The organism is Pantoea sp. CTOTU46764, assembly GCF_031974595.1.
In the GTDB taxonomy this organism is placed as follows: domain Bacteria; phylum Pseudomonadota; class Gammaproteobacteria; order Enterobacterales; family Enterobacteriaceae; genus Pantoea; species Pantoea trifolii.
In genome coordinates this window covers 23,061-49,299 of record NZ_DALYOQ010000028.1, presented here as the reverse complement: position 1 = coordinate 49,299, position 26,239 = coordinate 23,061, and the positions used below count along the sequence as shown (strand labels likewise).

The 26,239-nt window shown below is 54.9% G+C and carries 28 protein-coding genes; 6 read left to right on the top strand and 22 right to left on the bottom strand.

Annotation, left to right across the window (positions count from 1 at the left end; translation table 11 throughout):
- Nucleotides 1–142: 142 nt before the first annotated feature.
- The 6 genes from fabG to yceD are packed head-to-tail and all read right to left on the bottom strand — an operon-like array spanning nt 143 to nt 4,564.
- A complete protein-coding gene (gene fabG, locus RTM06_RS11780) occupies nt 143–877 on the bottom strand; it encodes a 3-oxoacyl-ACP reductase FabG (RefSeq protein ID WP_007885776.1) in 735 nt (244 codons plus the stop codon).
- Nucleotides 878–887: 10 nt separating this feature from the next.
- Nucleotides 888–1,820 carry an ACP S-malonyltransferase gene (fabD, locus tag RTM06_RS11775; RefSeq protein WP_312182361.1) on the bottom strand — a complete coding sequence of 311 codons (933 nt, stop codon included), beginning with the start codon at nt 1,818–1,820 and terminating at the stop codon, nt 888–890.
- A gap of 16 nt (nt 1,821–1,836) precedes the next feature.
- Nucleotides 1,837–2,790 (bottom strand): beta-ketoacyl-ACP synthase III, encoded by a 954-nt coding sequence (locus RTM06_RS11770; RefSeq protein ID WP_312182359.1) that lies wholly within the window; start codon nt 2,788–2,790, stop codon nt 1,837–1,839.
- Nucleotides 2,791–3,831 carry a phosphate acyltransferase PlsX gene (plsX, locus tag RTM06_RS11765; protein ID WP_312182357.1) on the bottom strand — a complete coding sequence of 347 codons (1,041 nt, stop codon included), beginning with the start codon at nt 3,829–3,831 and terminating at the stop codon, nt 2,791–2,793.
- A 26-nt stretch (nt 3,832–3,857) separates the two neighbouring features.
- On the bottom strand, nt 3,858–4,028 hold the full coding sequence (rpmF, locus tag RTM06_RS11760) for a 50S ribosomal protein L32 (protein WP_007885783.1): 171 nt from the start codon (nt 4,026–4,028) through the stop codon (nt 3,858–3,860).
- Nucleotides 4,029–4,042: 14 nt separating this feature from the next.
- Nucleotides 4,043–4,564 (bottom strand): 23S rRNA accumulation protein YceD, encoded by a 522-nt coding sequence (yceD, locus tag RTM06_RS11755; protein ID WP_007885785.1) that lies wholly within the window; start codon nt 4,562–4,564, stop codon nt 4,043–4,045.
- 140 nt (nt 4,565–4,704) lie between these two features.
- On the opposite strand from yceD, the gene RTM06_RS11750 reads away from it, so the two are divergent.
- Nucleotides 4,705–5,289: a nucleoside triphosphate pyrophosphatase gene (locus RTM06_RS11750; RefSeq protein WP_312182354.1), complete on the top strand. Its 585-nt coding sequence runs from the start codon at nt 4,705–4,707 to the stop codon at nt 5,287–5,289.
- Nucleotides 5,290–5,300: 11 nt separating this feature from the next.
- Here RTM06_RS11750 and rluC read toward each other — a convergent pair whose 3' ends face one another.
- Nucleotides 5,301–6,257: a 23S rRNA pseudouridine(955/2504/2580) synthase RluC gene (gene rluC / locus RTM06_RS11745; protein WP_265297089.1), complete on the bottom strand. Its 957-nt coding sequence runs from the start codon at nt 6,255–6,257 to the stop codon at nt 5,301–5,303.
- 300 nt (nt 6,258–6,557) lie between these two features.
- Between rluC and RTM06_RS11740 the strand changes: the two genes are divergently transcribed.
- Together RTM06_RS11740 and rne are read left to right on the top strand one after the other, a co-directional pair.
- Nucleotides 6,558–6,764 (top strand): hypothetical protein, encoded by a 207-nt coding sequence (locus RTM06_RS11740; RefSeq protein ID WP_101760841.1) that lies wholly within the window; start codon nt 6,558–6,560, stop codon nt 6,762–6,764.
- A 64-nt stretch (nt 6,765–6,828) separates the two neighbouring features.
- Complete coding sequence (gene rne / locus RTM06_RS11735; protein ID WP_312182349.1) at nt 6,829–10,095, top strand: ribonuclease E; 3,267 nt, start codon at nt 6,829–6,831, stop codon at nt 10,093–10,095.
- A 170-nt stretch (nt 10,096–10,265) separates the two neighbouring features.
- Here rne and flgL read toward each other — a convergent pair whose 3' ends face one another.
- The 11 genes from flgL to flgB form a co-directional block, all read right to left on the bottom strand.
- Nucleotides 10,266–11,234 (bottom strand): flagellar hook-associated protein FlgL, encoded by a 969-nt coding sequence (flgL, locus tag RTM06_RS11730; protein WP_312182347.1) that lies wholly within the window; start codon nt 11,232–11,234, stop codon nt 10,266–10,268.
- Nucleotides 11,235–11,251: 17 nt separating this feature from the next.
- Entirely contained in the window at nt 11,252–12,895 is a 1,644-nt protein-coding gene (flgK, locus tag RTM06_RS11725) for a flagellar hook-associated protein FlgK (RefSeq protein WP_312182345.1), read from the bottom strand.
- A 119-nt stretch (nt 12,896–13,014) separates the two neighbouring features.
- Nucleotides 13,015–13,956, bottom strand: a complete 942-nt coding sequence (gene flgJ / locus RTM06_RS11720) for a flagellar assembly peptidoglycan hydrolase FlgJ (RefSeq protein WP_154152714.1) — start codon at nt 13,954–13,956, stop codon at nt 13,015–13,017.
- Entirely contained in the window at nt 13,956–15,062 is a 1,107-nt protein-coding gene (locus RTM06_RS11715; protein ID WP_293796128.1) for a flagellar basal body P-ring protein FlgI, read from the bottom strand. Before RTM06_RS11715 ends, flgJ begins: the two co-directional genes overlap by 1 nt.
- 12 nt (nt 15,063–15,074) lie before the next feature.
- A complete protein-coding gene (locus tag RTM06_RS11710) occupies nt 15,075–15,785 on the bottom strand; it encodes a flagellar basal body L-ring protein FlgH (protein WP_008103082.1) in 711 nt (236 codons plus the stop codon).
- Between the two features lie 63 nt (nt 15,786–15,848).
- Entirely contained in the window at nt 15,849–16,631 is a 783-nt protein-coding gene (gene flgG / locus RTM06_RS11705; protein WP_007885801.1) for a flagellar basal-body rod protein FlgG, read from the bottom strand.
- Nucleotides 16,632–16,648: 17 nt separating this feature from the next.
- Nucleotides 16,649–17,407, bottom strand: coding sequence for a flagellar basal body rod protein FlgF (locus RTM06_RS11700; protein WP_008103084.1), 759 nt, complete (start codon nt 17,405–17,407; stop codon nt 16,649–16,651).
- A 20-nt stretch (nt 17,408–17,427) separates the two neighbouring features.
- The gene (gene flgE / locus RTM06_RS11695) at nt 17,428–18,690 is read right to left on the bottom strand and encodes a flagellar hook protein FlgE (protein WP_265297094.1); all 1,263 of its coding nucleotides are present in this window, start codon (nt 18,688–18,690) and stop codon (nt 17,428–17,430) included.
- Between the two features lie 25 nt (nt 18,691–18,715).
- A complete protein-coding gene (flgD, locus tag RTM06_RS11690) occupies nt 18,716–19,387 on the bottom strand; it encodes a flagellar hook assembly protein FlgD (RefSeq protein WP_256696187.1) in 672 nt (223 codons plus the stop codon).
- A gap of 12 nt (nt 19,388–19,399) precedes the next feature.
- Nucleotides 19,400–19,804: a flagellar basal body rod protein FlgC gene (flgC, locus tag RTM06_RS11685; RefSeq protein WP_064740862.1), complete on the bottom strand. Its 405-nt coding sequence runs from the start codon at nt 19,802–19,804 to the stop codon at nt 19,400–19,402.
- 2 nt (nt 19,805–19,806) lie between these two features.
- On the bottom strand, nt 19,807–20,220 hold the full coding sequence (flgB, locus tag RTM06_RS11680; protein ID WP_008103091.1) for a flagellar basal body rod protein FlgB: 414 nt from the start codon (nt 20,218–20,220) through the stop codon (nt 19,807–19,809).
- Between the two features lie 153 nt (nt 20,221–20,373).
- Here flgB and flgA point away from each other — a divergent pair, with 153 nt between their 5' ends.
- From flgA to flgN, 3 genes are all read left to right on the top strand, one after another.
- Nucleotides 20,374–21,033 carry a flagellar basal body P-ring formation chaperone FlgA gene (gene flgA / locus RTM06_RS11675; protein WP_256696185.1) on the top strand — a complete coding sequence of 220 codons (660 nt, stop codon included), beginning with the start codon at nt 20,374–20,376 and terminating at the stop codon, nt 21,031–21,033.
- Between the two features lie 105 nt (nt 21,034–21,138).
- The gene (flgM, locus tag RTM06_RS11670; protein ID WP_312182331.1) at nt 21,139–21,444 is read left to right on the top strand and encodes a flagellar biosynthesis anti-sigma factor FlgM; all 306 of its coding nucleotides are present in this window, start codon (nt 21,139–21,141) and stop codon (nt 21,442–21,444) included.
- Between the two features lie 5 nt (nt 21,445–21,449).
- On the top strand, nt 21,450–21,881 hold the full coding sequence (gene flgN / locus RTM06_RS11665; protein WP_256696183.1) for a flagellar export chaperone FlgN: 432 nt from the start codon (nt 21,450–21,452) through the stop codon (nt 21,879–21,881).
- Between the two features lie 298 nt (nt 21,882–22,179).
- Here flgN and murJ read toward each other — a convergent pair whose 3' ends face one another.
- From murJ to rimJ, 4 genes are all read right to left on the bottom strand, one after another.
- Nucleotides 22,180–23,718: a murein biosynthesis integral membrane protein MurJ gene (gene murJ / locus RTM06_RS11660; RefSeq protein WP_312182328.1), complete on the bottom strand. Its 1,539-nt coding sequence runs from the start codon at nt 23,716–23,718 to the stop codon at nt 22,180–22,182.
- Nucleotides 23,719–23,839: 121 nt separating this feature from the next.
- Nucleotides 23,840–24,760 carry a Gfo/Idh/MocA family protein gene (locus tag RTM06_RS11655; protein WP_256696181.1) on the bottom strand — a complete coding sequence of 307 codons (921 nt, stop codon included), beginning with the start codon at nt 24,758–24,760 and terminating at the stop codon, nt 23,840–23,842.
- Between the two features lies 1 nt (nt 24,761).
- Nucleotides 24,762–25,403: a DUF480 domain-containing protein gene (locus RTM06_RS11650; protein ID WP_265297096.1), complete on the bottom strand. Its 642-nt coding sequence runs from the start codon at nt 25,401–25,403 to the stop codon at nt 24,762–24,764.
- A gap of 15 nt (nt 25,404–25,418) precedes the next feature.
- Nucleotides 25,419–26,012: a ribosomal protein S5-alanine N-acetyltransferase gene (gene rimJ / locus RTM06_RS11645; RefSeq protein ID WP_008103106.1), complete on the bottom strand. Its 594-nt coding sequence runs from the start codon at nt 26,010–26,012 to the stop codon at nt 25,419–25,421.
- Nucleotides 26,013–26,239 lie beyond the last annotated feature (227 nt).

Below are 26,239 nucleotides of genomic sequence, written 5' to 3'. Positions count from 1 at the left end.
TCCTATCAAAACTCGCTTTCGCGATGGTTTTCGTAGTGTATAAAATGTTGAAAAAGATGCAACAAAATCCCGGCTGGTCGAACCACGATTTTGCGTTATTCTGCGGTGTTTACCGCAGATAAAGCAAATGTTTTCGTGATTATCAGACCATGTACATGCCGCCATTGACATGAAGCGTCTCACCCGTGATGTAGGCTGCTTCGTCAGAGGCTAAGAATGCAACAGCATTGGCAATCTCCTGCGGGTCACCTAAACGACCTGCTGGAACTTCTGCCAAAATACCCGAACGTTGATCTTCGTTCAGTGCACGCGTCATGTCCGTCTCAATAAAGCCCGGAGCCACGACGTTTACAGTAATGCCACGTGACGCAATTTCTCGCGCCAGTGATTTGCTAAAGCCAATCAAACCTGCTTTTGCTGCCGCATAGTTTGCCTGACCCGCGTTACCCATGGTCCCAACTACAGAACCGATGGTAATGATACGGCCCACGCGTTTTTTCATCATGGCACGCATAACCGCCTTAGAAAGACGGAAGACAGATGTCAGGTTGGTATCAAGGATATCCGCCCACTCATCGTCTTTCATGCGCATCAACAGATTGTCACGCGTAATGCCTGCATTATTGACTAAAATGTCCACTTCGCCAAATTCGGCGCGAACTTGTTCGAGGACGCTCTCAATTGAGGCGGCATCAGTGACGTTCAGCAGCAGGCCTTTGCCCTTGTCGCCGAGGTACGCACTGATTGCTTCCGCACCGCTTGCACTGGTGGCGGTTCCCACCACTTTGGCACCGCGCGCAGCCAGCGTTTCCGCAATGGCGCGACCAATTCCACGGCTTGCACCGGTAACCAGCGCTACTTTACCTTCAAAGCTCATGTTTTTCCTCTTATTCCTGTGTAAGTGCAGCATTCAATGAAGCAGAATCGTTCACCGCAGCAGCACTCAGGCTATCCACAATACGTTTGGTCAGACCGGTCAGGACTTTACCTGGACCGACTTCCAGCAGCTGTTCAACGCCCTGCGCAGCAATAAACTCAACCGATTCGGTCCAGCGCACCGGGCTATACAGCTGACGAACCAATGCGCTTCGAATCGCAGCAGCTTCAGTTTCACACTTCACGTCGACGTTGTTCACCACCGGCACCGCAGGGGCATTGAAGGTGATCGTTTCGAGCGCCACCGCCAATTTATCGGCAGCAGGCTTCATCAACGCACAGTGTGATGGCACGCTGACTGGCAGCGGCAGTGCACGTTTGGCACCGGCAGCTTTACAAGCTGCACCCGCACGCTCAACCGCTTCTTTGTTGCCAGCGATAACCACCTGGCCCGGCGAGTTAAAGTTAACCGGTGAAACCACCTGACCTTGTGCACTTTCTTCGCAAGCTTTGCGGATGGATGCATCATCCAGACCGATAATCGCCTGCATGGCGCCAGTACCTTCTGGTACCGCTTCCTGCATCAGCTTGCCGCGCAGCTCAACCAGTTTAATGGCGTCTGCGAAATTGAGCACACCGGCACATACCAGCGCAGAATACTCACCGAGACTGTGGCCGGCCATCATGGTTGGCTGCACCGCATTTTTGCTCTGCAATACGCGATAGATAGCAACAGAAGCCGCCAGTAACGCAGGCTGCGTCTGCCAGGTTTTATTCAATTCTTCAGCAGGTCCTTGCTGGACCAACTGCCATAAGTCATAACCCAGCGCATCAGAAGCTTCACGGAAAGTGGCTTCAACCTGCGGGTTTTCGGCAGCCAGCTCGGCTAACATGCCGACGGTCTGCGATCCCTGTCCTGGGAAAACATAAGCAAATTGCGTCATCTTTCGTTCCTGTCAATCAAAAGCGAACCAGCGCAGAACCCCAGGTGAAACCACCACCAAAGGCTTCCAGCAAAATCAGTTGTCCCGGTTTGATACGGCCATCGCGCACCGCTTCGTCAAGTGCACTTGGCACTGACGCGGCCGAGGTATTACCGTGACGATCGAGTGTGACGACAACTTTATCCATGCCCATGCCGAGCTTTTTGGCAGTTGCGTTAATAATGCGCAGGTTCGCCTGATGCGGCACCAGCCAGTCGAGCATTTGACGATCAAGATTGTTGGCTTGCAGGGTTTCATCAACAATGTGCGCCAGTTCAGTCACGGCCACTTTGAAGACTTCATTGCCCGCCATCGTCAGATAAGCAGGCTCATCCTGATGAGCACGATCCTGATACGGCAGCGTTAGCAATTTGCTGTAACGGCCGTCGGCGTGCAGATGGGTAGAAAGGATGCCTGGCTCTTCGCTCTGACTCAGCACTACAGCGCCCGCGCCATCACCAAACAGAATGATGGTGCCACGATCGTTGGGATCGAGCGTACGTGCCAGCACGTCTGCACCGATCACCAGCGCGTGTTTTACCACACCATTTTTGATGTATTGATCGGCAACGCTCAGCGCATAGGTGAATCCCGCACAGGCAGCGGCCAAATCGAAGGCAGCGCAATCGTTGATCTCCAGCATCTGCTGGATCATGCACGCTGAACTTGGGAAGGCATGGCTGGAAGAGGTGGTTGCCACTATGATGAGGCCAACGTCGCTCGCATTCACACCCGCCATTTCCAGCGCGCGCTGTGCTGCGGTGAAGCCCATAGTAGCAACGGTTTCATCCGGAGCGGCAATACGGCGCTCACGGATGCCGGTACGGGTGACAATCCACTCGTCCGTCGTCTCGACCATTTTTTCCAGATCCGCATTGGAGCGAATCTGCTCAGGCAAATAGCTGCCCGTACCGATAATTTTGGTAAACATCTACGCTTTGTCACTCCTGGCTAATACAGTGTCAAGGCGCGCCGCAATCCTCTCTGGGACTTGCTTTCGCACCGTCTGCTCTGCCTGCTCTATCGCCACGGCAAATGCACGTTGATTCGCCGCACCGTGGCTTTTGATCACTGTCCCGCGCAATCCTAACAGACAAGCGCCATTGTACTGGTCGGGGTTGAGATGGCCGAAACGCTTTGCCAGACGCTTTTGAATCCAGCGCCCCAGCAATGTTAGCCACCAGGCCCGTTTTTTTCCTTCCTCTAACGATTTGATCAGAGAGAGGAACATTCTTACCACGCCTTCCATGGTCTTCAACGTGACGTTACCGACGAAGCCATCACAAACCAGCACATCCGTCTTGCCGGTGAGGAGATCGTTCCCCTCAAGGTATCCAATATAGTTGATTTGCGGTGACGCTCGCAGCACTGCAGATGCGGCGCGGATTGTTTCTAATCCTTTGGTCTCTTCCTGACCAATATTCAGCAGCGCCACACGCGGCTGGGCGATCTCCAGCACTTCTTCGGCCATTACAGCGCCCATGATCGCAAACTGCACCAGCATAGCGCTGTCAGATTCAACGTTAGCGCCGAGATCCAGCACCACCGTTTTGCCATGCTGCTGATGCGGCAATACCGTCATCAACGCCGGACGCTCAATGCCATCCAGCGGTTTTAATAACATTTTCGCCAGCCCCATCAGCGCACCGGTATTTCCCGCACTGACACAGCCTTGTGCTTTCCCCTCTTTCACCAACTCTAACGCCACACGCATGGAACTGCCGCGGCTGTTACGAATCGCCTGAGAAGGTTTGGCATCACTTGCAATAACCGATTCGGCAGGAATAACCTGCACACGCCTCAGTAACGAGGAATCCGCTTTGGCAAGAAATGACGAGATGATGTCGGGATCGCCGACCAGAAGAAGAACCAGCTCCGAATGAGAGGCCAGTGCCTGCAAGGCTGCAGGCACTGTCACGCAAGGACCGAAGTCCCCGCCCATGGCATCAACTGCCAGGGTCAAACGTGTCAAGGTATCGCCTTGTGTAATCGCGAGGATTACTTGGTGATAACCTTGCGACCGCGGTAGTAACCATCCGCAGTGATATGGTGACGCAGATGAGTTTCGCCAGAAACTTTATCTACTGACAGAGCAGCAGTGGTCAGAGCATCGTGTGAACGACGCATACCACGCTTAGAACGGGTTGGTTTATTCTGTTGTACGGCCATGGACCTTACTCCTATTACTTACGCTTTAAACTGGCTAATACGGCAAAGGGATTTGGTTTTTCTGCCTCTGGAGGCAGTTGACCAAACACCATGTCCGCGTCGGACACTTCACAGTGTTCAGAATCATGCACCGGAACCACGGGCAGCGCGAGGATGAGCTCATCTTCGATCACTGCCAGCAAGTCGATCTCACCAAAATCATTGACATCAACTGGCTCGTAGGCTTCCGGTAGTGCCTCGGCCTGCTCATCAGAAGAGACAGGACTGAAGCAATAGCTTACGTGAACATGACGTGGAAACGACTGGTTGCAGCGTTGACAAGACAGAGTCACCTGCACTTCGGCTGTTCCTTGCAGAACGGCGAGGCGCTGGTTATCAACCGCAAACGACATATCGCATTCAACTTCACTGTCCACACTCACGACCGTTTCGGCCAAGCGCGCCACCAATTCAGGTGCATAAACACCATGATAATCAAGGCGTTTTTGCGCGGCGCGGACCGGATCGAGCGTCAGGGGTAATTTTACCTTTTGCATAGGGCGCGCATATTAACTTTGTAACGTCATAGAGTCAAAGAAAAAGGCCGGTTTACGGCATCTTTCACCCGTTAGTCGCATCCAGTGCGGCGCATAGTTTAAAATGACTGTCATCTTTACGCTATCTATTCTGAAAAAAAATGACGACACCTTTGGTTTTAGCCTCTACCTCCCCTTTTCGTCAGGCGTTGCTGAGCAAGCTGGGCCTGCCTTTTATTACCGCCGCCCCGGATTGCGACGAATCCCCGCTGCCGAATGAAACGGCCCCTGAGCTGGTGCAGCGTCTGGCATTAGCCAAAGCGCAGGCGCTGGCCGCACGTTACCCAGACAGCTGGATAATCGGGTCTGATCAGGTTTGCGTGCTGAATGGCGAGATAACCGGTAAACCGCATACGGTGGAGAAAGCCTGCCAGCAACTCGCAGCCGCCAGCGGCAACACCATCACCTTTTATACCGGTCTGGCGCTATTGCAACCGCAGAGCGGCAAACAATCGGTCATTTGTGAACCCTTTATCGTACATTTCCGCGAATTGAGTGCTGAAGAGATTCGGGGCTACGTTGATAAAGAAAAGCCGCTGCAGTGCGCTGGCAGTTTCAAAAGCGAAGGTTTGGGGATTTGTTTATTTGACAGGCTGGAAGGTCGCGATCCCAATACCTTGATTGGTTTACCGCTGATTGCGCTGGATGAAATGCTAAGAAAGGTGGGCATCAACGCATTGTGTTGATGCCCGGATCATCAGGCTTTTTTCTGACGCAGTTTGGCGAGGCAATTCTTGAGTGCGCCATCCAGGGGCGCTTCCATCCGCAGCACTTCTCCGGTGTTGGGATGGGTAAAGGTCAACGCTGCAGCATGCAGGAACAGACGCGATAAGCCCGTCGAACCCAATTGCGCATCAAAGTCGCGGTCACCGTAACGATCGTCAAAGGCGATGGGATGGCCGCCGTGCAGCGTATGCACACGAATCTGATGCGTACGGCCGGTCACCGGACTGGCTTTCACCAAGGTCGCGAAACCGAAGCGCTCTTCGACTTTAAAGCGTGTCTCAGAAGGCTTGCCTTCCGCACTCACGCGCACCACACGCTCGCCGCTCTGCAAAATGTTTTTCAGCAGCGGTGCCTGCACGACTTTCAGATGCGACGGCCAGTCACCGCGCACTAGCGCCAGATAATCCTTCTGCATGCCTTTTTCGCGCAGCTGCTCATGCAGAGAGCGCAACGCAGAACGCTTCTTCGCCACCAGCAGGATGCCGGAAGTATCACGATCGAGGCGATGGACTAACTCAAGGAATCGCGCTTCCGGACGCAACGCACGCAGCCCTTCAATCACGCCGAAACTTAATCCGCTGCCGCCGTGCACCGCCGTGCCCGACGGCTTATTCAGCACCATCAGGTAATCATCTTCATAGAGAATGGCATTGGTGAGCGCCGCGACTTTATCCAGCTTCGGTGAAACCGTATTCTCTTCGCGCTCGGCAACCCGCACCGGCGGAATACGCAGCTCGTCGCCATCCTCCAGCTTATATTCCGGTTTAACGCGCTTTTTATTCACCCGCACTTCACCTTTACGCAAAATGCGATAAATCATGCTTTTCGGCACGCCCTTGAGCTGGGTGCGCAAAAAGTTATCAATTCGTTGTCCGGCATTTTCAGCCGTGATGGCGACATACTGTACGCCGGGATTCTCTGTTTTCATGGCGGCGATTCTAATTAGTGTCCCTGGATAGCGCCACCCCTTTTTCTGTGCTTAACTCTCTCTTTGTCGCGTGATGAAACGGTGAAAATGGCGACATTTTCAGCGATGCGATGATTAGCCCTGCAAATGAACAGGTTATGGACGAATAAACTACTCAGCTTGGCAAAAGTCGCCTTGCTTAATGTTGGTTAGCAATGGAATAATGCAGGGGTTTCTGCCCTGGAAAGATTCAGGCAGGAAAAGAGCGAAATAAGTCATTTTGCCGGATTGAACGGACACGCAGCAATGGCGTAAGACGTAATGTTAAATCAGGCACTTAGCGGGCTGCGGGTTGCGGCCTGGACGACAGACCAGGATGTGTGGATTTTTGAATACTCTGTAACATTTCCACCTTCAGGCGCTGGATTTCCTTATGAAAAACAGGCCACCGACAAGATTTGCGCCCCTTTAGCCGCCGACAACCGTGAGGTTGACGTCAGTGCATTAAGACACGGGGCCATCGGTTGATTCTCGTCCAGGGTAACGATGCCCGCAGCTAGATCACTCATGTGAGAATAACGAGTAAGTCACGATGAAAAGAATGTTAATTAACGCAACTCAGCAGGAGGAGTTGCGCGTTGCCCTGGTTGATGGACAACGTCTGTACGATCTGGATATTGAAAGTCCTGGACACGAACAGAAAAAAGCCAACATATACAAAGGTAAAATCACCCGCGTTGAACCCAGCCTTGAAGCTGCATTTGTTGATTACGGTGCAGAACGTCACGGTTTCCTCCCTCTGAAAGAAATTTCCCGCGAATACTTCCCCGCCAATTACAACGCACATGGTCGTCCGAATATCAAAGATGTGCTGCGTGAAGGTCAGGAAGTTATCGTTCAAATTGATAAAGAGGAACGCGGTAATAAAGGTGCAGCACTGACTACCTTTATTTCTCTGGCCGGTAGCTATCTGGTATTGATGCCGAACAACCCACGTGCCGGTGGTATTTCACGCCGCATTGAGGGCGACGATCGTACCGAGTTAAAAGAAGCACTTTCCGCACTGGAACTTCCTGACGGCATGGGATTGATCGTCCGCACGGCGGGCGTAGGCAAATCTGCCGAATCACTGCAGTGGGATCTCAGCTTCCGTATGAAGCACTGGGAAGCCATTAAGAAAGCCGCAGACAGCCGCCCGGCGCCTTTCCTGATCCATCAGGAAAGCAACGTTATCGTGCGCGCCTTCCGCGACTATCTGCGTCAGGATATCGGTGAAATCCTTATCGATAATCCAAAAGTCCTGGAACTGGCTCGTCAGCACATTGCTGCACTGGGTCGTCCGGACTTCAGCAGCAAAATCAAACTTTACACTGGCGAAATTCCGCTGTTCAGCCACTACCAAATCGAATCGCAGATTGAATCAGCCTTCCAGCGTGAAGTGCGTCTGCCATCAGGCGGATCGATTGTTATCGATAGCACCGAAGCCCTGACGGCGATTGATATCAACTCTGCACGCGCTACTCGCGGCGGTGATATCGAAGAAACTGCCTATAACACCAACCTGGAAGCGGCCGATGAGATTGCTCGCCAATTGCGTCTGCGCGATCTCGGCGGCCTGATTGTTATCGACTTCATCGACATGACGCCAGTGCGCCACCAGCGCGCGGTGGAGAATCGTCTGCGTGAAGCGGTGCGTCAGGATCGTGCGCGTATTCAGATCAGCCACATTTCACGCTTCGGTTTGCTGGAGATGTCGCGTCAGCGTCTGAGCCCGTCACTGGGTGAATCCAGCCATCACGTCTGCCCACGCTGCAGCGGTACCGGCACCATCCGTGATAACGAATCGCTGTCGCTGTCTATTCTGCGTCTGATTGAAGAAGAAGCGCTGAAAGACAACACCAAAGAGGTGCATGCGATTGTTCCGGTTCAGGTCGCCTCTTACCTGCTGAACGAAAAGCGTGATGCCGTAAGCGCCATCGAAAAACGCCAGGGCGGCGTGCGAGCCATCATCGTGCCAAACGATCAGATGGAAACGCCACACTACTCGGTACTGCGTGTTCGCACCGGCGAAGAGACGCAAACGCTGAGCTATCACTTACCGAAACTGCACGAAGCGGAAATGGCGCTGCCTTCTGAAGAAGAGCACGCTGAGCGTCGTCGTCCGGAGCAGCCAGCATTGGCCGCCTTCGCGATGCCTGATGCGCCGCCTGCGCCGGTTGAAGTGGTGAAAGAGTCTCAGCCTGCAGCAGAAGTGAAAACCAAGCCTGCTGTTGCAGCACCAGCGGTGACTAACACCGGCTTCGTGGCACGCCTGCTGAGCGGATTGAAGAAACTGTTTGCCGGTGATGCACCAGCTGCGGCTCCTGCTGAAACTAAACAAGAATCCCCAGCCGTTGTTGCTGCTGAATCTGAAAATACCCAGCAGCGTGGCGAACGTCGCAACAATAACAATCGCCGCAACAACCGTCGCGAACGTACTCCGCGTAATGGCGAGAATGGTCAGGTGCGCGAAGGTCGTGAACCGCGCGAGCCGCGTGAAGCACGTGAGCCACGTGAAGCCCGTGAACCGCGTGACAATCAGGACAATCGTCGCAACAAGCGTCAGAACGAGCCGCGTGAAGCGCGTCCGGTCCTGAGCGATGAAGCGCTTGAGCAACGTGATGAGCAGCAGCAACAGCGCCGCGAACAGCGTGCCGATCGCCAGCGTCGTCGTCAGGAAGAGAAGCGCAATCAGCAGCAGGATCAGAAAGCCGCTGAGCCGGTTGTTCAGGCGCCTGTCGTTAACGAAAACGTCGAGCAGGAAGAAGAACGCGTTCAGGTAATGCCGCGTCGTAAGCAGCGTCAGCTGTCACAGCGCGTGCGTGTGGGCGACACCACTGAAATTGCTGCCGAAGCGCCAGTGGTGCACGAAGCCGCCATTGAAACTGCGCCGCGCGCTCAGTACAACGAACATCCTGAAGCCAGCAATGACGAGCAAGATGATAGCGATAACCGTGATAGCGCCAATATGCCGCGCCGTTCACGTCGTTCACCGCGTCACCTGCGCGTGAGTGGCCAGCGTCGTCGTCGTTATCGTGACGAGCGTTACCCAACGCAGTCAGCAATGCCGCTGGAATCGGCTGCTGCCTCTCCAGAAATGGCGTCAGGCAAAGTGTGGATCTCTTACCCGGTTGCGCAAGCGCAGGAAGAGTACAGCACGCAAGATGCGATGCATGAAGTGACGGATTACGGCTACCAGCAAGCCGCTGATGCAGAAACTCAGCCGGCAGCTGTTGAACCGGCCGTTGAGCAGGTTGCCGCTGAAGAAGCGGTGCATCAGGCTGAACCGCAAGCACATACCGATGTGCCAGTGGTGAATACTGATGACGTATCGCCAATTGCCGCGCCTGTTAACGAAGAGCCAGCCGTAATTTCTGCTGCTGATGAACAGGTTGCTCAGGAAACCGCAGCTGAAGCGGAACCGGCTGTTGTTGTTGAAGAAGCTAAACCTGAAGAAGCAGTTAGCGAATTGGCTGCGGTTGTTGAACAGGCACCAGCTGATGTTTCGCCAGCAGTGGAAGCTCAGGTTGAAGACGTGCTGGCTGCGCCAGTTGCGGCTGAAGCCGAAGTTACACCGGTCACGGAACCTCATGCGCCGGTTGCGGCACGTGATACCGCAGTGACCACGGTTGAGACGCGCTTTAAACATCACGCAACTGCACCGATGACCAAAGCACCGGCACCGGCGTGGGAACCTGAACCGGTTCGCAATAGCGACTGGGTCCGTCCAGCGTTTGGTTTCGAGGGCCGCGGCTCAGCCGGAGGTCACAGCGCGACGCATCAGGCAACCGCACCGGCAACCCGTCCGGAAAGCGCGTAAGCACTAGCAAGTCAGTCAACATCAAACCCCGGCCAGTCCGGGGTTTTTTATTGCCTGCGACCGCCATAAATGGCGCAAGGAATAACAGGCAAAAAAAATCCCACGGCCCCGAAAGGCGGTGGGAGAAACTAAGCGCACCCGGTTAAAGTACGCTCAAAGGTTCAGGTCAATTACGAATTAAGCTGAAATAAAGAGAGTTTCGACATATCGGTAAACGTCTTGTACGACGCCTGTAACGCCGTTTGCTGCATGGTGTAATTAGAGATGGCTTGGGTATAATCAACCTGCACCAGATCCGTCATTTGCGTTGCCATAATGGTGTCACGGTCATCACCTTGGGCATCCAGCGTATCCAGTTCCGCCAACTGTGAGCCTACTGCTGAACGCACTGCCAACACGTTGTTCAAGGAGTTGCTCAAACCACGGTTGGATTTATCCATGGCATCCTGGAAAACCTGCTTGGTTGCGTCATCAGCATCATCCTGCGGCGTCTTGAGCGCTGCGATTGCACTATCGAGCATGTTAAAAAGGTTGGTTTCGCTAGGACTGCCATCAGGTTCGACTTTTGAATTGCTGGTGATCGACATAAACACTGACGATCCCGTATTACTTACCGCCATCGTACGACCATCATCGACCTTCTGCGTAATGGCTTCAGCGCCGCCGACGTAAGAGACACCTGCCGGCGCACCCGCATCGCTGAAAGGCGCGACATCCGTTTGATAGCCAGCAAAAATGTAACGACCGTTACCATCACGGCTGTTGGCCTGATTGAGTAATTGTGAGCGAATACCTTCAAGTTTAGTGGCAATCGATGCGCGGTCATCGTCACTCAGCGTACCGGTAGAACCATACACGATCATGGTCTGCGCATCCTGGATACTGCTGGTCACGCTTGAGAGTGAATTCTCTTCCATCGACAAACTTTGATCGGCAAAACTGCGCGCCGTAGCATATTGAGTGCTTTTAGCCTGGGACTGAGATAGCACTACCGCGCGTGACGCTGCAATAGGATCATCCGAGGGATTGCTCACGCGTTTCCCTGTTGCCAGTTGGTCGCCTACTTTTAACCACGAGGCTTGCGAATCCGTAATTCCGCGTACCTGCTGGTTGAAAATCATATTGGTACTAAGACGCATGGTTTTATCCTCTATGCTTAGCTGCGGATGCCCATCAGCGCATTAAAAATGGTGCCCGCCGTTTGCAGCACTTGCGCGTTCGCCATATAGAACTGCTGATACTTAGTCAGGTTAGCGTATTCTTCATCAAGGTTGACCCCTGACACTGACTGCTGACGATCGCTTAACTGAGTCACCACGTTTTCTTGCGTAGTGCTGGCAGTTTTCAATGTGCTGGTTTTGTTGCCAACGGTGCTAACAATACTGGCATAAGCTTGGGCAATGGTCGCATTACCATTCACCAATTTACTGTCCTGCAGATCCAATAATTTCTGCGCATTACGGTTGTCACTTTCACCGCTGGTTGCACTGGATGCCGCAGCAATTTCAGACTCATCGGTGATCGCCACCGACATACCGGCAATGACGTTCTGTACCGGTTTGACCAGGAAACTGTCTTTAGCGTTTGGCGCGGGTGAGGTGCTCACCGTCAGTTTCAGACCATCAAAGTTAAGGGTGCCGTCAGTCGTATCTGGCGTAACGCTAAACTTCACGTTGTCAGACATGCGGGTCACCGACCAATTACTGCCGTCATAACTTACGGTGTAGTTAGACGCTTTCATCGCGCTGGTGTCTGACCATGCAGCCGTAACGGTAGCCGCTGAGGTGTTTTTGCTGTTACCCACCACGGTTGGCGAACCGATGTTAAAGAAGTTACCGCCCTGATCGCCGTTGCTGTCATAGCCTTCGCTGTGCACGGTATTGAAACTTGTAGCGAACGCCGCAGCTAACTGGCCGAGCTGATTTTGCGCGGTATCCAGATCCTGCGTGCGGAACGCCAGCAAACCACCAAGGGAACCGGTGGTTAACGTCTTCTCAGGGATCTCAACGTTACCCGCCTGCTTATCGACATAGCCGACAGTGGTACGTGTTGAATCGCTGCTGGACGGCATCGCCACCAAACTGGTCGAGTTTTTACCGTTCACCAAGGTCACGCTGCCCATTGAGACGATATAGCTACCATCCTGTTGGGATACGTTAACGCCAACCACATTATTCAGGCTGTTCACTAACTGATCGCGCTGATCCAGCAAATTGTTCGGCGCCGCGCCACCGCCGGTGGTCAGCTTGGCGATCTGACTGTTCAGGTCGGCAATCTGACTGGTGAAGGTGTTGATTTGGTCGACGTTCGAGGCGATATCCGTATTAACGCTGTTCTGCATATTATTGAGATATTGCGCGGTGGTCTGGAATTGGTTCACCAGGCCTTGTGCGTAACTCAGCATTGATTGACGCGCCGACGGATCGTTGGCGTTACTCACCACGTTCTGCACGTTGGTGAAGAAGCTTTGGATTGAGGTCGACAAGCTGGTGGTCGACGTCGACAGCAGATCATCAATGTTCGAAATTTGGTTGTACTGCGTATTCACGGCGCTGTAGTTAGCGCTGGAGCCGCGTAGCTGAGCGGTGATGAACTCGTCATACTCGCGTTGCACGCCGGAGAGCGTCACACCGTTGCCGTAATAGCTGTTGCCCTGTAAGGTGCTGTTCGACTGCGACAGAATCGCCGTCTGACGCGAATAGCCCGCTACCGTGTAATTGCTGATGTTATTACTGGTGGTGCTTAATGCAGCCTGTGCGGCGCTCAGCCCACTCATCGCTGAGTTAATTATGCTGGACATCTCGGTTCCTTAATTTCCCGTTAACCGGGCTGGCAGTCATCAGTGCGATTGCGCGGGCGGTGAACGCCCGTGGCATGTGATTGTTATCGGCGTGCTTAAGTGAAACTTGAGAGCAAAAATCAGAACAAATCGGTGATGTCGTTGCTGTAAGCCTTCACCACTTTTTCGCCCATGTTTTTGAATTGCTGGATCATTCCCACCAGTTTCTGCGCATACTTTGGATCGGTCGCGTAACCGGCAGCCTGCAAGGCACGCGCGCCCTGCTCGGCACTCGGTGCGTTGGCAACGGCGGCATAGCGAGGATTATTGGACAGCAGTTTGACGTAATCGCTGAGCGCTTCCATATAGGAACCATACACACGGAAACTGGCGCGCACTTTTTTCGCCACGCCACCTTCGTATTCGGTGGTCATGATATCGGTAGTTGCGCCCTTCCAGTCGCCGCTCGCCTTAATACCAAACACGTTGTAACTCGGCTTGCCGTCGCGCGTCAGGATCTGTCGCTGGCCCCAGCCGGATTCCAGCGCGGCCTGCGCCAGAATCAGGTGATGTGGAATGCCGCTCTGCTGGCTGGCGACCTGCGCCGGTTGCGCCAGCTGGGCGATAAAGTCGTTACTGTCGCTGGGCAAACTGCTCGGCGAGACTGGCAAACGCGGCACCGCTTTACGCACCATCTGCTCCAGCTGATTCGACGGCAGATTGCTATAGATGAAGCTGTTATCCAGCTTCATCGGCACCGTACCGGCGGTTTCATCCGGCTCCTGAGCGGGCTGCATCTGCTTAACGATGATATCGGCCATGCCGAGACCGCGCTTGCCAATGTCCTGCGCAATCTGCTGATCGTACATCGAGGTGAAAAGCCGCGTCTGATCGTTGCTCAGCAAGCCATCCTGCGGCAGCGCTGCGCGCATACTTTTCATCATCATCTGCACAAACATCCCTTCCACCTGCTTGGCCACCTGCATCGCCTTCCCTTTCGGGTCGGCGGCGGCTTCGCGTTTCAGGTCGTTCAGCGAGCGGCTGTCGTACGCCGCATTCACCAGCGATTGCGTATCGTTCATCAGATAATTTCCAGTTTGGCGCGCAAGCAGCCTGCGCTTTCCATCGATTGCAAAATCGACATCAGCTCAATCGGAGATGCACCCAACGCATTCAGCGCACGTACCACGTTGTTGAGGTTGGCGCTGGCGTTAACCCGTTGCAGCGCGCCGCCACTCTGACGCAGATCGATCTGGGTATTGTTGGTGGTCACGGTCTGACCACCCGCCAACGGCGTATCAGGCTGGCTGACGTTCTGCTGCTGATTAACAGTAACCGACAGGTTGCCCTGCGCCACCGCACAAGTATTCAGCGTCACTTCGCGGTTCATCACTACCGAACCGGTACGTGAGTTGATAATCACCTTGGCATCTTCCAGCGGCACCGAAACGTCGAGGTTCTGAATCTCTGCCAGCAGACGCACCTGCGAACTGTTATTCGGCGAAACACGGATCTGCACGGTACGCGCATCCAGCGGCTGCGCGGAACCAATGCCACGGCTGTTGATGGCGTCGGCGATGCGCTGCGCCATGCTGAAGTCTTCATTATTCAGCTGCAGGTTGATGGTGTTCTGGCTACCAAAGTTGCTCTGCAGTTCACGCTCTACCGTGGCGCCGCCGGTAATACGGCCACCGTTCAGCTGGTTAACCTGCACGCTGCTGCCACCGGCTGAAGCGCCGGCACCACCAACCAGAATGTTACCCTGCGCCAGCGCATAAACCTGGTTATCGACGCCTTTCATCGGCGTCATCAGTAGCGTACCGCCGCGCAGACTTTTGGCGTTACCCAGCGAGGAGACCACCACATCAACGGTTTGTCCCTGACGCGCAAAGGTCGGCAGCTTGGCGGTGACCATAACGGCCGCCACGTTTTTCAGCTGCATATTGGTGCCCGCTGGCACGGTAATACCGAGCTGGGAGAGCATGTTGCTCACGGTTTGCGTGGTAAACGGCGTTTGCGTGGTCTGGTCACCGGTACCATCAAGGCCCACCACCAAGCCGTAACCGATCAGCTGGTTATCGCGCACGCCCTGTACGGAGGTCAGATCGCGAATGCGATCAGCATGCGCCAGAACGCTGAAACCAAGCAGTAAGCAGAGGCTTAGGCGGAGCAGAGTCGTCATATTCATTGTTACTACCTCTTACATCGGCGAGACGTTCAGGAAGAAACGCTGGAACCAGCCCATCGTCTGCGCTTCATTGATATAACCATTTCCGACGTACTCAATACGTGCATCGGCCACCGCGGTGGAGAGCACCGCATTGCTGGCGCTGATGGTGCGTGGGTTAACCACGCCCGAGAAGCGGATGAATTCGGTGCCCTGGTTAATTTCGATCTGTTTCTCACCCACCACGCGCAGGTTGCCGTTCGACAACACCTGATTGACGGTGACGGTGATGGTGCCCGTAAAGGTGTTATTTGCCGTCGCGCCACCTTTGCCGGCGAAGTCATTTTTGCCATTGGCATCCAGCGTGGCTTTTTCGCCACCGGCACCCACCAGACCACTGAGGCCGGTTGGTACACCTGTCACACCAAAACTGTTGCTGCCATCGCGGCTGGCGTTAGCGGAAGAACTTTTGCTGGCGCTGACGTTTTCCTGCAAGGTGATCGTCAATGTGTCGCCAATGTTGCGTGGACGGCGATCCTCAAACAGCGGCTGATAGCCGTAGTTCAGCGGTGCGACGCCCTGAAAAATGGAACCGTTCACCACTGGTGGTGCGGATGGCGTCGGCTCTGCCGTTGTCGCCCCTTGCACCAGTGGCGTGCGCGGAACCAGCGCACAACCGTTAAGAGTGAGTAGCAGCGTGGCTACCAACCAATGACCAGGCTTGAGAATCACTTGCTTCGCCACGGAGTTCTAACCTTATTCATGTTGCTTAATCAGGCCAGCCAGGCTGGCCCAACGACACCAGCATTACAGCTGGGTTAACTTCGCCAGCATCTGATCGGAGGTGCTGATCGCTTTACTGTTGATCTCGTAGGCGCGCTGCGTCTGAATCATGGTCACCAACTCTTCCGCCACGTTGACGTTTGAGGTTTCGACATAACCCTGATACAGCAGACCCGCACCGTTCTGGCCCGGCGTGCTCTGCGTTGCCGCACCGGATGCCTGCGTCTCCTGATAGAGGTTTTCACCCTGGCTATTCAGGCCCGCATCGTTCATGAAGGTGCTCAGCGTCAGCTGACCGACCTGTGCTGGGTTGGTCTGGCCCTGCTGCGTTACGCTCACTACGCCATCGCGCGAGATAGTGATGCTGGTGGCGTTGGCCGGAATAGTGATGCCTGGCTGCACCGGATAACCGGCGTTGGTCACCAGCTGACCGTTCTGGTCAACCTGGAATGAACCATCACGGGTATACGCCGAGGTGCCGTCCGGCATCTGCACTTCGAAATAACCCTGGCCGTTAATCGCCACGTCTTTCGAGTTGCTGGTCTGCGACAGGTTACCCTGCTGATGCAGACGTTCGGTGGTGACAGGACGCACACCGGTACCGATCTGCAAACCAGACGGCAGCGTGGTTTGCTCCGACGACTGGGTGCCCGGCTGACGCAGGGTTTGGTACATTAAATCTTCGAATACCGCGCGCGAACGTTTAAAGCCGTTGGTGCTTACGTTCGCGAGGTTGTTGGAGATGACGTCCATGTTGGTTTGCTGAGCGTCAAGACCGGTTTTGGCGATCCATAAAGAACGAATCATGGTGTTTTCCTTACGCCTTAGCTGCTCATGTTGAGCAAGCTGTTAGCTTTCTGTTCGTTTTCATCGACGTTGGAGATCACTTTCATCTGCATCTCAAAACGTCGGGCGTTGGCGATCATATCGACCATGGTTTCCACCGGCTTCACGTTACTGCCCTCCAGCACGCCAGGCATCACCGTCATGGTGGCATCGTTCGCCAGCGCCGCGCCGCGCGTCGCCTGGGTTTGCTGGTTAGGGCGAAACATGCCGTCATCACCGCGTTGCATCTCTTTACCGGTGGCGCGCACCAGCTTCAGGCGACCAATCTGCACCGTGGCGTTCGGCGCATCACCGGCGTTACGCGAGGTGATGGTACCGTCCGCCGCGATGGTCAATTCAGCACCTTGCGGGATGGCGATCGGACCGCCATCGCCCATCACGGGATTGCCCTGAATGGTCAAAATACCGGTCGAGCTGATCTGCATGTTGCCGTTGCGGGTATAAGCTTCGGTACCGTCAGCGGCACGCACTGCCAACCAGCCGTCCTGCGCGACACCTACATCCAGCGTGCGGCCGGTGTTATCCATCGAGCCCGGTGACATATCGGCGCCCGGCGTGGAAGCGGCAACCAGCGTACGTGTTGGCAGCGACCAGCCGCTGACCGGCACCGCGCGCAACGCGTTGAGCTGAGCACGAAAGCCCGGCGTTGAGGCGTTGGCAAGGTTGCTGGCCGTTACCGACTGCTGCTCCAACGTCTGACTGGCCGCGCCCATGGCGGTATATATTGCGTGATCCATAAGGCAATCCCGTTAGCGAATTAACGTAAGTTAACCAGGGTGTTAAGAATCTGGTCCTGAGTTTTGATGGTCTGGCTGTTGGCCTGATAGTTACGCTGCGCAACGATCATATTCACCAGCTCTTTACTCATATCGACGTTGGACGCCTCCAGCGCACCTGAAGTCAGGTTGCCGTAAGTACCGGTGCCTGCCAGACCGACCGCGGCCTGACCTGATGAGCTGGTTGCTGACCAGACGTTATCGCCTTCAGACTTCAAACCTTCCGGGTTAGAGAAGCTCGCCAACACGATCTGACCCAACAACTGGGTTTTCTGGTTCGAGTAAGTGCCGGTAATGGTGCCGTCATCATTAATTGTGTAGCTGGTCAAATCGCCAGGCTGATAACCGTCTTGCGTTGGGTTACCAAAGGTGGTTGCACCGGTGTTTTGCTGCAGGCTGCCCAGCATGCTCAGGCTGATATTCATGCCATCCGCACCGTTGGTGCCACCCACAACCAGGTTTGCCAGTGAGGCGCTGGTATCTGCAACACCCGTTGCAGTGATTTTCCCTACCTGCGTCAGCTTACCGTTAGCATCAAATTGCATCTGGTAGCCCAGACTGTCACCGCCCGCAGTGTTACCGACTTCATTACCGGTGGTGGAGTCAACCATATGCACGGTCCAGGTGTTATCTGCCGTTTTGATGTAATACATATCTAACTGGTGATCGTTACCCTGAGTGTCATACACCGTCATGGTGGTTTTTGCGTTGTAGCTATCTACATTGGACTTATCAAAGGTGGTGACACTCGGCGTGGTGCTGGTGGAGTTCAGGTTCGCAACCTGTGTCGCGGTGGTCGTTGCGCGAGCGCCCATCTGCGTGGTTGGAATGCTCAGCGCCACCGGATTCGCACCGGTCTGAATGGTGGGTGGTGTGCCACTGGCCGGATAACCAGAGACGTTCAGTCCCTGGGTGTTCACCAGGTTACGGTTTGCATCCAGCGTGAACTGGCCGTTACGGGAATAGAACACACCGCCGCTAGCGTCGGTCATACGGAAGAAGCCGTTGCCGCTCAGCGCGACGTCCAATCCACGACTGGTTGATGTAGTACTGCCATCACCAAAGTTCTGGATAACGGCGGCAACTTTAGTCCCCAGACCGACGTTAGAACCGGCAAACATATCGGCAAAGGCAATGGTGCTGGATTTAAAACCGGCTGTGGCGGAGTTGGCGATGTTGTTACCAATCACATCCAGGTTGCTGGAAGCAGCATTCAGGCCGCTCACCGCTTGTGAAAAAGACATGTAATCTCTCCTGCAAAAAGGTTAATCAGAGAATCTGACGAATTTCATCGAGGGTCGCGGAGCCCATGGTGCCGAGATCCAGTTTTGTGGTGCCATCAGTGGTGCTGACGCCATTGACATAGGCATAATTCAGCGGCTGCGCCACCAGTTGCGTGCTGCCATTGCTGGCGGCCAGTGAGACAGAATATTTGCCATCCGCGGCAGTAGAACCGTCATCCAGTTTGCCGTCCCACGAGAAGGTGTGAACGCCAGAGCTCAGTTTGCCGAGATCGATGGTGCGGACCGTGGCGCCATTACTGTCTTTAATGGTGACACTGGTGGCAGTCGACGCGGTCGCCAGCTCAACACCAAATGGCGTCGTGGTTCCGCTGCCCACCAGTACCTGAGATCCCTTGACCATGACACCGTGACCAATCAGCGTTGAACTCTGCAGCGACTGGCTGGTCGTGATCTGGCCGGAGATGGATCCCAGTGTGGTATTCAGCTTTTCGATACCGCTTAGGGTGTTTATCTGTGCCAACTGGGTGGTGAGCTGGCTGTTATCCATAGGATTGGTGGGATCCTGGTTTTTCAGCTGCGCCACTAGCATGTTAAGGAACTGATTCTGCAGGTCGGCGGAAGAGTTACCGCTCGAGGCGCTGCTGGAGGTCAGTACCGTTGGGTCCAGACTGTCTTTAATGCCTACTGCTACGCTCATATTCGTTCTCCGTTACTGACCGATGGTGAGAGTTTTCATCATCATTGACTTCACCGTGTTCAGCACTTCAACGTTGGCCTGGTAGCTGCGCGACGCGGACATGGTGTTAACGGTTTCGGACACAACATCAACGTTCGGCATCTTGACGTAGCCCTTCTGATCCGCCAGCGGATTACCCGGGTCGTACACCAGTTTTGCCGGAGTAGGATCGTTCACCACGCCTGCGACCTTAACGCCGCCGGTGGCTGCACCTTGTGCGGCGTCGGTCTGGAAAATCACCTGCTTTGCCACGTAAGGCTGGCCATCTGGGCCAGTAACGCTGTCGGCGTTGGCCAGGTTACTGGCGCTGACGTTGAGGCGCTGTGATTGCGCTGTCATCGCAGAACCGGCGATATCAAAGATATTCAGCAATGCCATGCTTATTGCCCCTGCAGAACGCTCATCATGCCTTTAATCTGGCTACTGATGAGGGTGAGATCGGTTTGGTATTTCAGGCTGTTATCAGCAAACTGTGTACGTTCGCGATCCATATCCACGGTGTTGCCATCCGCGGCGGGTTGATCGGGAATGCGGTACAGCAGATCCAGTGACGGCTGAGAGTTAGTTTGCGCTTCAATGTGGCGTGAGGACGTCACATTCAGCGCCAGACTGCTGCCTTCGGCGCGACCGTTTTGCATCACCTTGCTCAGTTGGCTGGCAAAGTCGATATCCCGCGCCTGGTAGCCCGGGGTATCGGCGTTGGCAATGTTTGACGCCAGAATTTCCTGACGCTGAGCTCGCAGGTTTAACGCTTCAGTACCAAATCGCAGCGCGGCATCGAGTTTGTCGAGCATGCTTCCTCCGCGAATGAGAATTTCGAGCTGACAGCTTAAGGGGACAAATGCAAGGGTGATCGTCTGAATAGCAGCAAAAATGACGGCTATTTTTGACATTGGTTTTTTTGCGCGAGGCGTAGACTCACTGCCATCTTCTCGTCAGGAGGCGTTATGCGCAGATATTCCACCTTGCTAGTCACACTGTTGCTGGCACTGGCGCTCCCCAGTTCTGCCGCGGACCTTACCGCGCAGTTGACCCAATTTTTTAAGGCACGCGACCCACAACATGCCGCAGGCATGACGGTGGTGGTGCGTACACCGCAGGCGCAGTGGCCAAACTGCGAAACCCCTGAACTGCAGCTGCCCGGTAATAGCCGTCAGTGGGGCAACATCAGCATCGCCGCTAACTGCGATCAAAACCGTCGTTTCCTGCAGGTGCAGGTACAGGTCACCGGACAATATCTGGTGGCGAGTCGTCAGGTGGCGCGCGGCAGCAATCTCAGCCCATCTGATGTGCGTCTTGAAACCGGGCGGCTGGATGAATTGCCGGCACGCGCCTTGATGGATAGCAGCGGCGTCATCGATGCGGTCGCGCTGCGCGATATCCCGCCAGGACAGCCGGTGACTGCCACCATGGTGCGCCAGCCGTGGCGCGTGAAAGCCGGTCAAAATGTGATGGTAGTCGCCAGTGGAAACGGGTTTAATGCCAGCAGCGAAGGACGTGCGCTGAACAACGCCAGCGCGGCACAAATGGTGCGCGTGAGGATGGGAAATGGTCAGGTTGTCAGTGGTCGCGTCGACGCGGATGGGAATATTCTGATATCGCTATAAAGCGTTAAAGAACCCTGTTTTTCTGCCGATAGAGATATCAACAAAGACATTACCCTATGCTGACTCAGTTGGCTGACCCCCAACTGACCTTACAGGAGCCTTACCATGAGCATCGACAGAACGCAGCCTACGAATCCGGTTAGCACTGTTCAAACACGCGATACCAACGATAACAGCGGTAAAGTGCGTCAGAGCGCGACGCCAGTAGCCAACACCACCAGCGAAAGCGGTGCAGAAGTGAAGTTGAGTAGCGCGCAGGCGCAACTGATGCAGCCTGGCAGCAAAGACATTAACACAGCGCGCGTTGAGCAGCTGAAGACGGCCATTCGTAATGGCGAATTGAAAATGGATACCGGTAAGATCGCCGACGCGCTGATCGCCGATACCAAGGCGTATTTAGAGGGTAACTAATCCCAATGGACAATCTGCTGATCACCTTAGACAAAATGCAGGACGTGCTGACATCCCTTGCGGTGGTAATGGATGAAGAACAACAGCAACTTTCTGCCGGCCAGGTTAATGGCAACATGCTGCAGCGTATTTCTGAAGATAAAAGCGCGCTGCTGACCACGTTGAATTATCTGGACGAGATGCGCCGCACCACCGAGAAATCCCTTGGTACGCAGGCGCCCTATGGTGATCACAGCGATCGCGAAAACCGCTGGGCGCGTATTCAACAGCACACGCGCCGCTTGCGCGATGCCAATACGCATAACGGGATTTTGTTGCAGCATCAGATTGGCTTCACCAATGAAGCATTGGCGGTATTGCGACCGCATCAAACGCAGGCATTTTACGGGCCGGATGGTTTGGGCAAAGGTCAGGCGACGCTGAGCCGTAAAGGGTAAAAAAGTGGGTTTGAACAGGCTGCTATCTTTCGGGATGGCGGCCTTTTTGTTTTGGTTTTAAGCACAACGCACAAGAGATAAACAGCAGACGGGAGCTTGTTTTGGGCAGGCATCCGCAGCGCTGAACGAAGAAAGGAAGCCAGGATTTGCCCGCAGGACGCGGGCGAAAGGCTCAGCCGGGACAAGGAAGTCCCGTCTGAGCCGGTCCGTCAGGCTAACGTACGAAGTGAAGGAACCGCGAAGCGGCGCGAGGACCGCCGGACCAAAACAAGCTTCCGTTTGCGTGGGAGCAGGTTTTTTACGCCATAGTGCGGCGTGCGAAGTCGCGCGGGCGGAAGCCGAGCAGACCGAGCATCACAAAGTATGCGCCGCCGCCGATGGCGCAGACTGCCGCCAGGCGAATCAGGCGCCACCACATCTGCCCCTCTTCCCATGCTGGCATGACCTGCAGAACGCCCAGCAATGCTGCGGCCATCACACATACCGCAATCAGCAAACGGGTCAGGAAACTGAACCAGCCAGGCTGCGGCTGGAAGATATCCTGCTTACGCAGTTGCCAGTACAACAGCGCGGCATTCAGGCAAGCGGCTAAACCGATCGACAGCGACAAACCGGCGTGTTTGAGCGGGCCAATAAATGCCAGGTTCATCAATTGCGTCACCATCAGCGTCACGATGGCAATTTTCACCGGCGTTTTGATGTCCTGACGAGAATAGAAGCCGGGTGCCAGCACTTTCACCACAATCAGCCCCATCAAACCCACTGAATAGGCAATCAGCGCGCGTTGCGTCATCAAGGCATCAAAGGCGGTGAATTTCCCGTACTGGAACAGCGCGACCGTCAGCGGTCCGGACAAGATCCCCAGCGCTACCGCGCTCGGCAACGCCAGCAGGAAGCAGAGACGCAGGCCCCAATCCATCAACCGTGAATACTCTTCCTGATTACCACTGGCAAAACTCTTCGCCAGCGAGGGCAGCAAAATGGTGCCCAGCGCCACGCCCAGTACGCCGGATGGAAACTCCATCAGACGATCGGCGTAGTACATCCATGAAACAGAACCGGAAACTAAAAAGGAGGCGAAGATGGTGTTGATGATCAGTGAAATTTGACTGACCGACACGCCAAGAATCGCCGGTCCCATTTGACGCATTACGCGCCACACGCCCGCATCGCGCAGATTCAGGCGTGGCAGAACCAGCATGCCAATTTTCTTCAGATGCGGCAGCTGATAGCACAGCTGCAACACGCCGCCCACCACCACGGCCCACGCCAGCGCCATCACCGGAGGATTAAAATGCGGCGCAGCGAAGACGGCAAAACCAATCATGCTGATGTTCAACAGCGTTGGCGCAAACGCCGGCACGGAAAAACGGTTCCAGGTATTGAGGATGGCACCCGCCAGCGACGCCAGCGAAATCAGCAGAATATAAGGAAAGGTGACGCGTAGCAGCGCGCTGGTTAAGGCGAATTTATCGGCGGTATCGGCAAAACCTGGCGCCGTCACCACAATCACCCAGGGCGCAGCGATCATCCCCAACACGGTCACCACCGCCAGCACCAGCGTCAATAAACCGGAAACGTAGGCCACAAACACGCGCGTGGCATCTTCGCCCTGCTTACTTTTATATTCCGCCAGGATTGGTACAAACGCCTGAGAAAACGCGCCTTCGGCAAAAATACGGCGCAGCAGGTTGGGCAGTTTGAAGGCAACAAAGAAGGCATCGGTTGCCATCCCCGCACCGAAAACGCGCGCCACAATGGCATCGCGGGCAAAGCCCAGTACGCGAGAAAACAAGGTCATCGAACTGACCGCAGCCAGCGATTTCAACAAATTCATATTGAGTGGCGCATCCTGAAAAGTGTCGGAGAAATGAGCGACTTAGCGCGGACATCCCGTGATGTCCGGCGATAGTCTACTGACACGGCGGGAAATGACCAGCATTGAGTGTTACAAGGGATTATTCACGTTCGGCATCGCGCCACAATTTTTCCACCAGACGCTGCGCCGCCAGCGCCTGTTCGCCACTGGTTTCAGGCATCGTCTGATTTTCAACACACTGAATGAAATGGTGCGCTGCGCCGCTGAAACCGCGCTGGGTAAGATGGCTTTGCCACGCAGGCGGCACATCACGCACGATGCCACTGCGGTTTTCCTGCTGCCAGTCGCGCATCTCGTTAATTTCGATGTAATCACCGTTGCAGATGGCGCTGACCACTTCGCGTTGCGTGCCGGCGCGGCGATGCATGCTGGTGGTAATTTGCAGCGAACCGGCGGTGAAATGGTGTTCGGCGTACAGCATCGCGCCATCGTCATTGGTCTCGATATGCCCCAGCTCGCGCGTCAGGCTGCCGCCCGCCAGCCACAGCGCGGTGTCCACTACGTGCAGATAATCGTCCAGCAGGGTAAAACGCAGATCGTGCGGGCCAACGCTATCCGCGCGATGCTTCTCAATGCGCAGCGAGGCCGCGCGAGGCATGTCATTTTTTAGCTGCTGATAGCGCGGCGCAAAACGGCGATTAAATGCCACCATCAGCTTACGCTTATGCTTGTCCGCCAGCGTAACCAGTGCTTCAGCCTGTTGCAGCGTTTCGGCTAACGGTTTATCGACGCACACATCTTTGCCCGCCAGCAACAACGCTTTGACCACTTCGTAATGGCTGGCGGTGCTGCTGTGAACAAACACCGCATCGCTGGCTGCGGCCAGCGCATCCAGCTGACCAAAATAGGGGATGCGATAGCTGTCGCAAATCGGTTGCGCCTTGGCCTGATTGGGTGAGAACGCGCCAGCCAATTGCCAGCCGCTGGCCTGCGATAACACCGGCAGCCACGCTTTCTGCGCGATACCGCCTAAACCTACAATGCCAATGCGCAGCGTCATATCAGAGCTCCTTTTGCAGCAGCTGTTGCAGTTGCGACTGCAACTGAGCAACCGTTTCTTCAAGTTGCGCGACACGCGCGGTTAAATCGCCATTGTCGCTAGCAATTTCTGCGCTGGCCGCGTCTTCCACCACTTCGCCGCCAAACAGATGCATATAGCGGCTTTCACGTTTGCCCGGTTCGCGCGCCAGGCGCACCACCATTGGACCATCATCGCGCGTGGTCAAGCCGTTAAGCGTCTGCTCGACTTCATTCATATCACTGAATTCGTGCAGACGACCGCTACGGGTACGCAGCTCGCCAGGCGTCTGAGCGCCGCGCAGGAACAACAGTGTCAGCACCGCGACTTCAGCGCTGTTCAGTTGCAAGTTGCCGAACGCGGAATTACAGAAACGCTGTTCATACTTGCTGACGCGCTGGCCGAAGCCGTTATTGGAGGTCACCAGATGCTTTTTCACCAGCTCATCGAGTTGCGTTTGCACCTCCATCTCGCTGAGATTCAGCACCGGTTCGCGGTTGGATTTCTGATTACAGGCTGTGACAACGCCATTAAGGGAGAGCGGATATTGATCTGGCGTGGTGACCTGCTTCTCCAGCAGGCATCCAATTACGCGCAGCGCCTGCGCGGATAAGGCCATTTTCATTGGGGTAATCCTTTTTTATTGTCCACGGCGATCCGGGGTCCACTCCCGGTAGGTCAGTGCAGTCAGGACATGGTCCTGCCAGCGTCCATCAATCAATAAATAATCTTTGGCGTAGCCCTCTTTTTCAAATCCGAGACGCGCCAGCAGATCGCCACTGCGCTGATTGTGCGGCATGTAGTTTGCCATGATGCGGTGAATGCGTTGCTGACGTTGCATATAGCGAAGGGTGGTGGTGAGCGCTTCAAACATCAATCCCTGACCTTGCCACTTCTCGCCCAGCGAATAGCCGAGATAGCAGGCGTGAAACGAGCCGCGCAGCACGTTGCTGTAGTTGGCTACACCCCGCACTTCGGTCTCTTCCGGGTCCATCAACACAAAATAGTAGGCTGAGCCCTGTTTATGCATGTCAGCGATCAGCCCGAGGCGTGCTTGCCAACCGGAAGGATAACAGTGGCTCTCGTCGCGCACCGGTTCCCACGGCTTAAGAAACGCACGATTTTCAGCGTAATAATCCGCTAATCGCCAGGCATCGCGTTCATGTACTAAACGCACCACTAAGCGATCGGTTGTGAGGCGCACGCGTGGGCCAGCAGAACGATAGCCAAACATCATGACTCCTGAAATCCATAACTTAAGAAAGATGTACGCCAGCGGCGATACTGCTCACTATAACCGTCACCCCGCTTGCGGTAAAACCCTTGAACGCGTTCCTCCGGATTCATCCTGATTGAGGATTAATATTTCTGCGGATTCGATGAAAAAATATCATCCTGAGAAAGCTGTTTTTCGCCTTTGAGCAGGCGGAAAATAGACCAATTGGTCTCTTATCTCCTCTC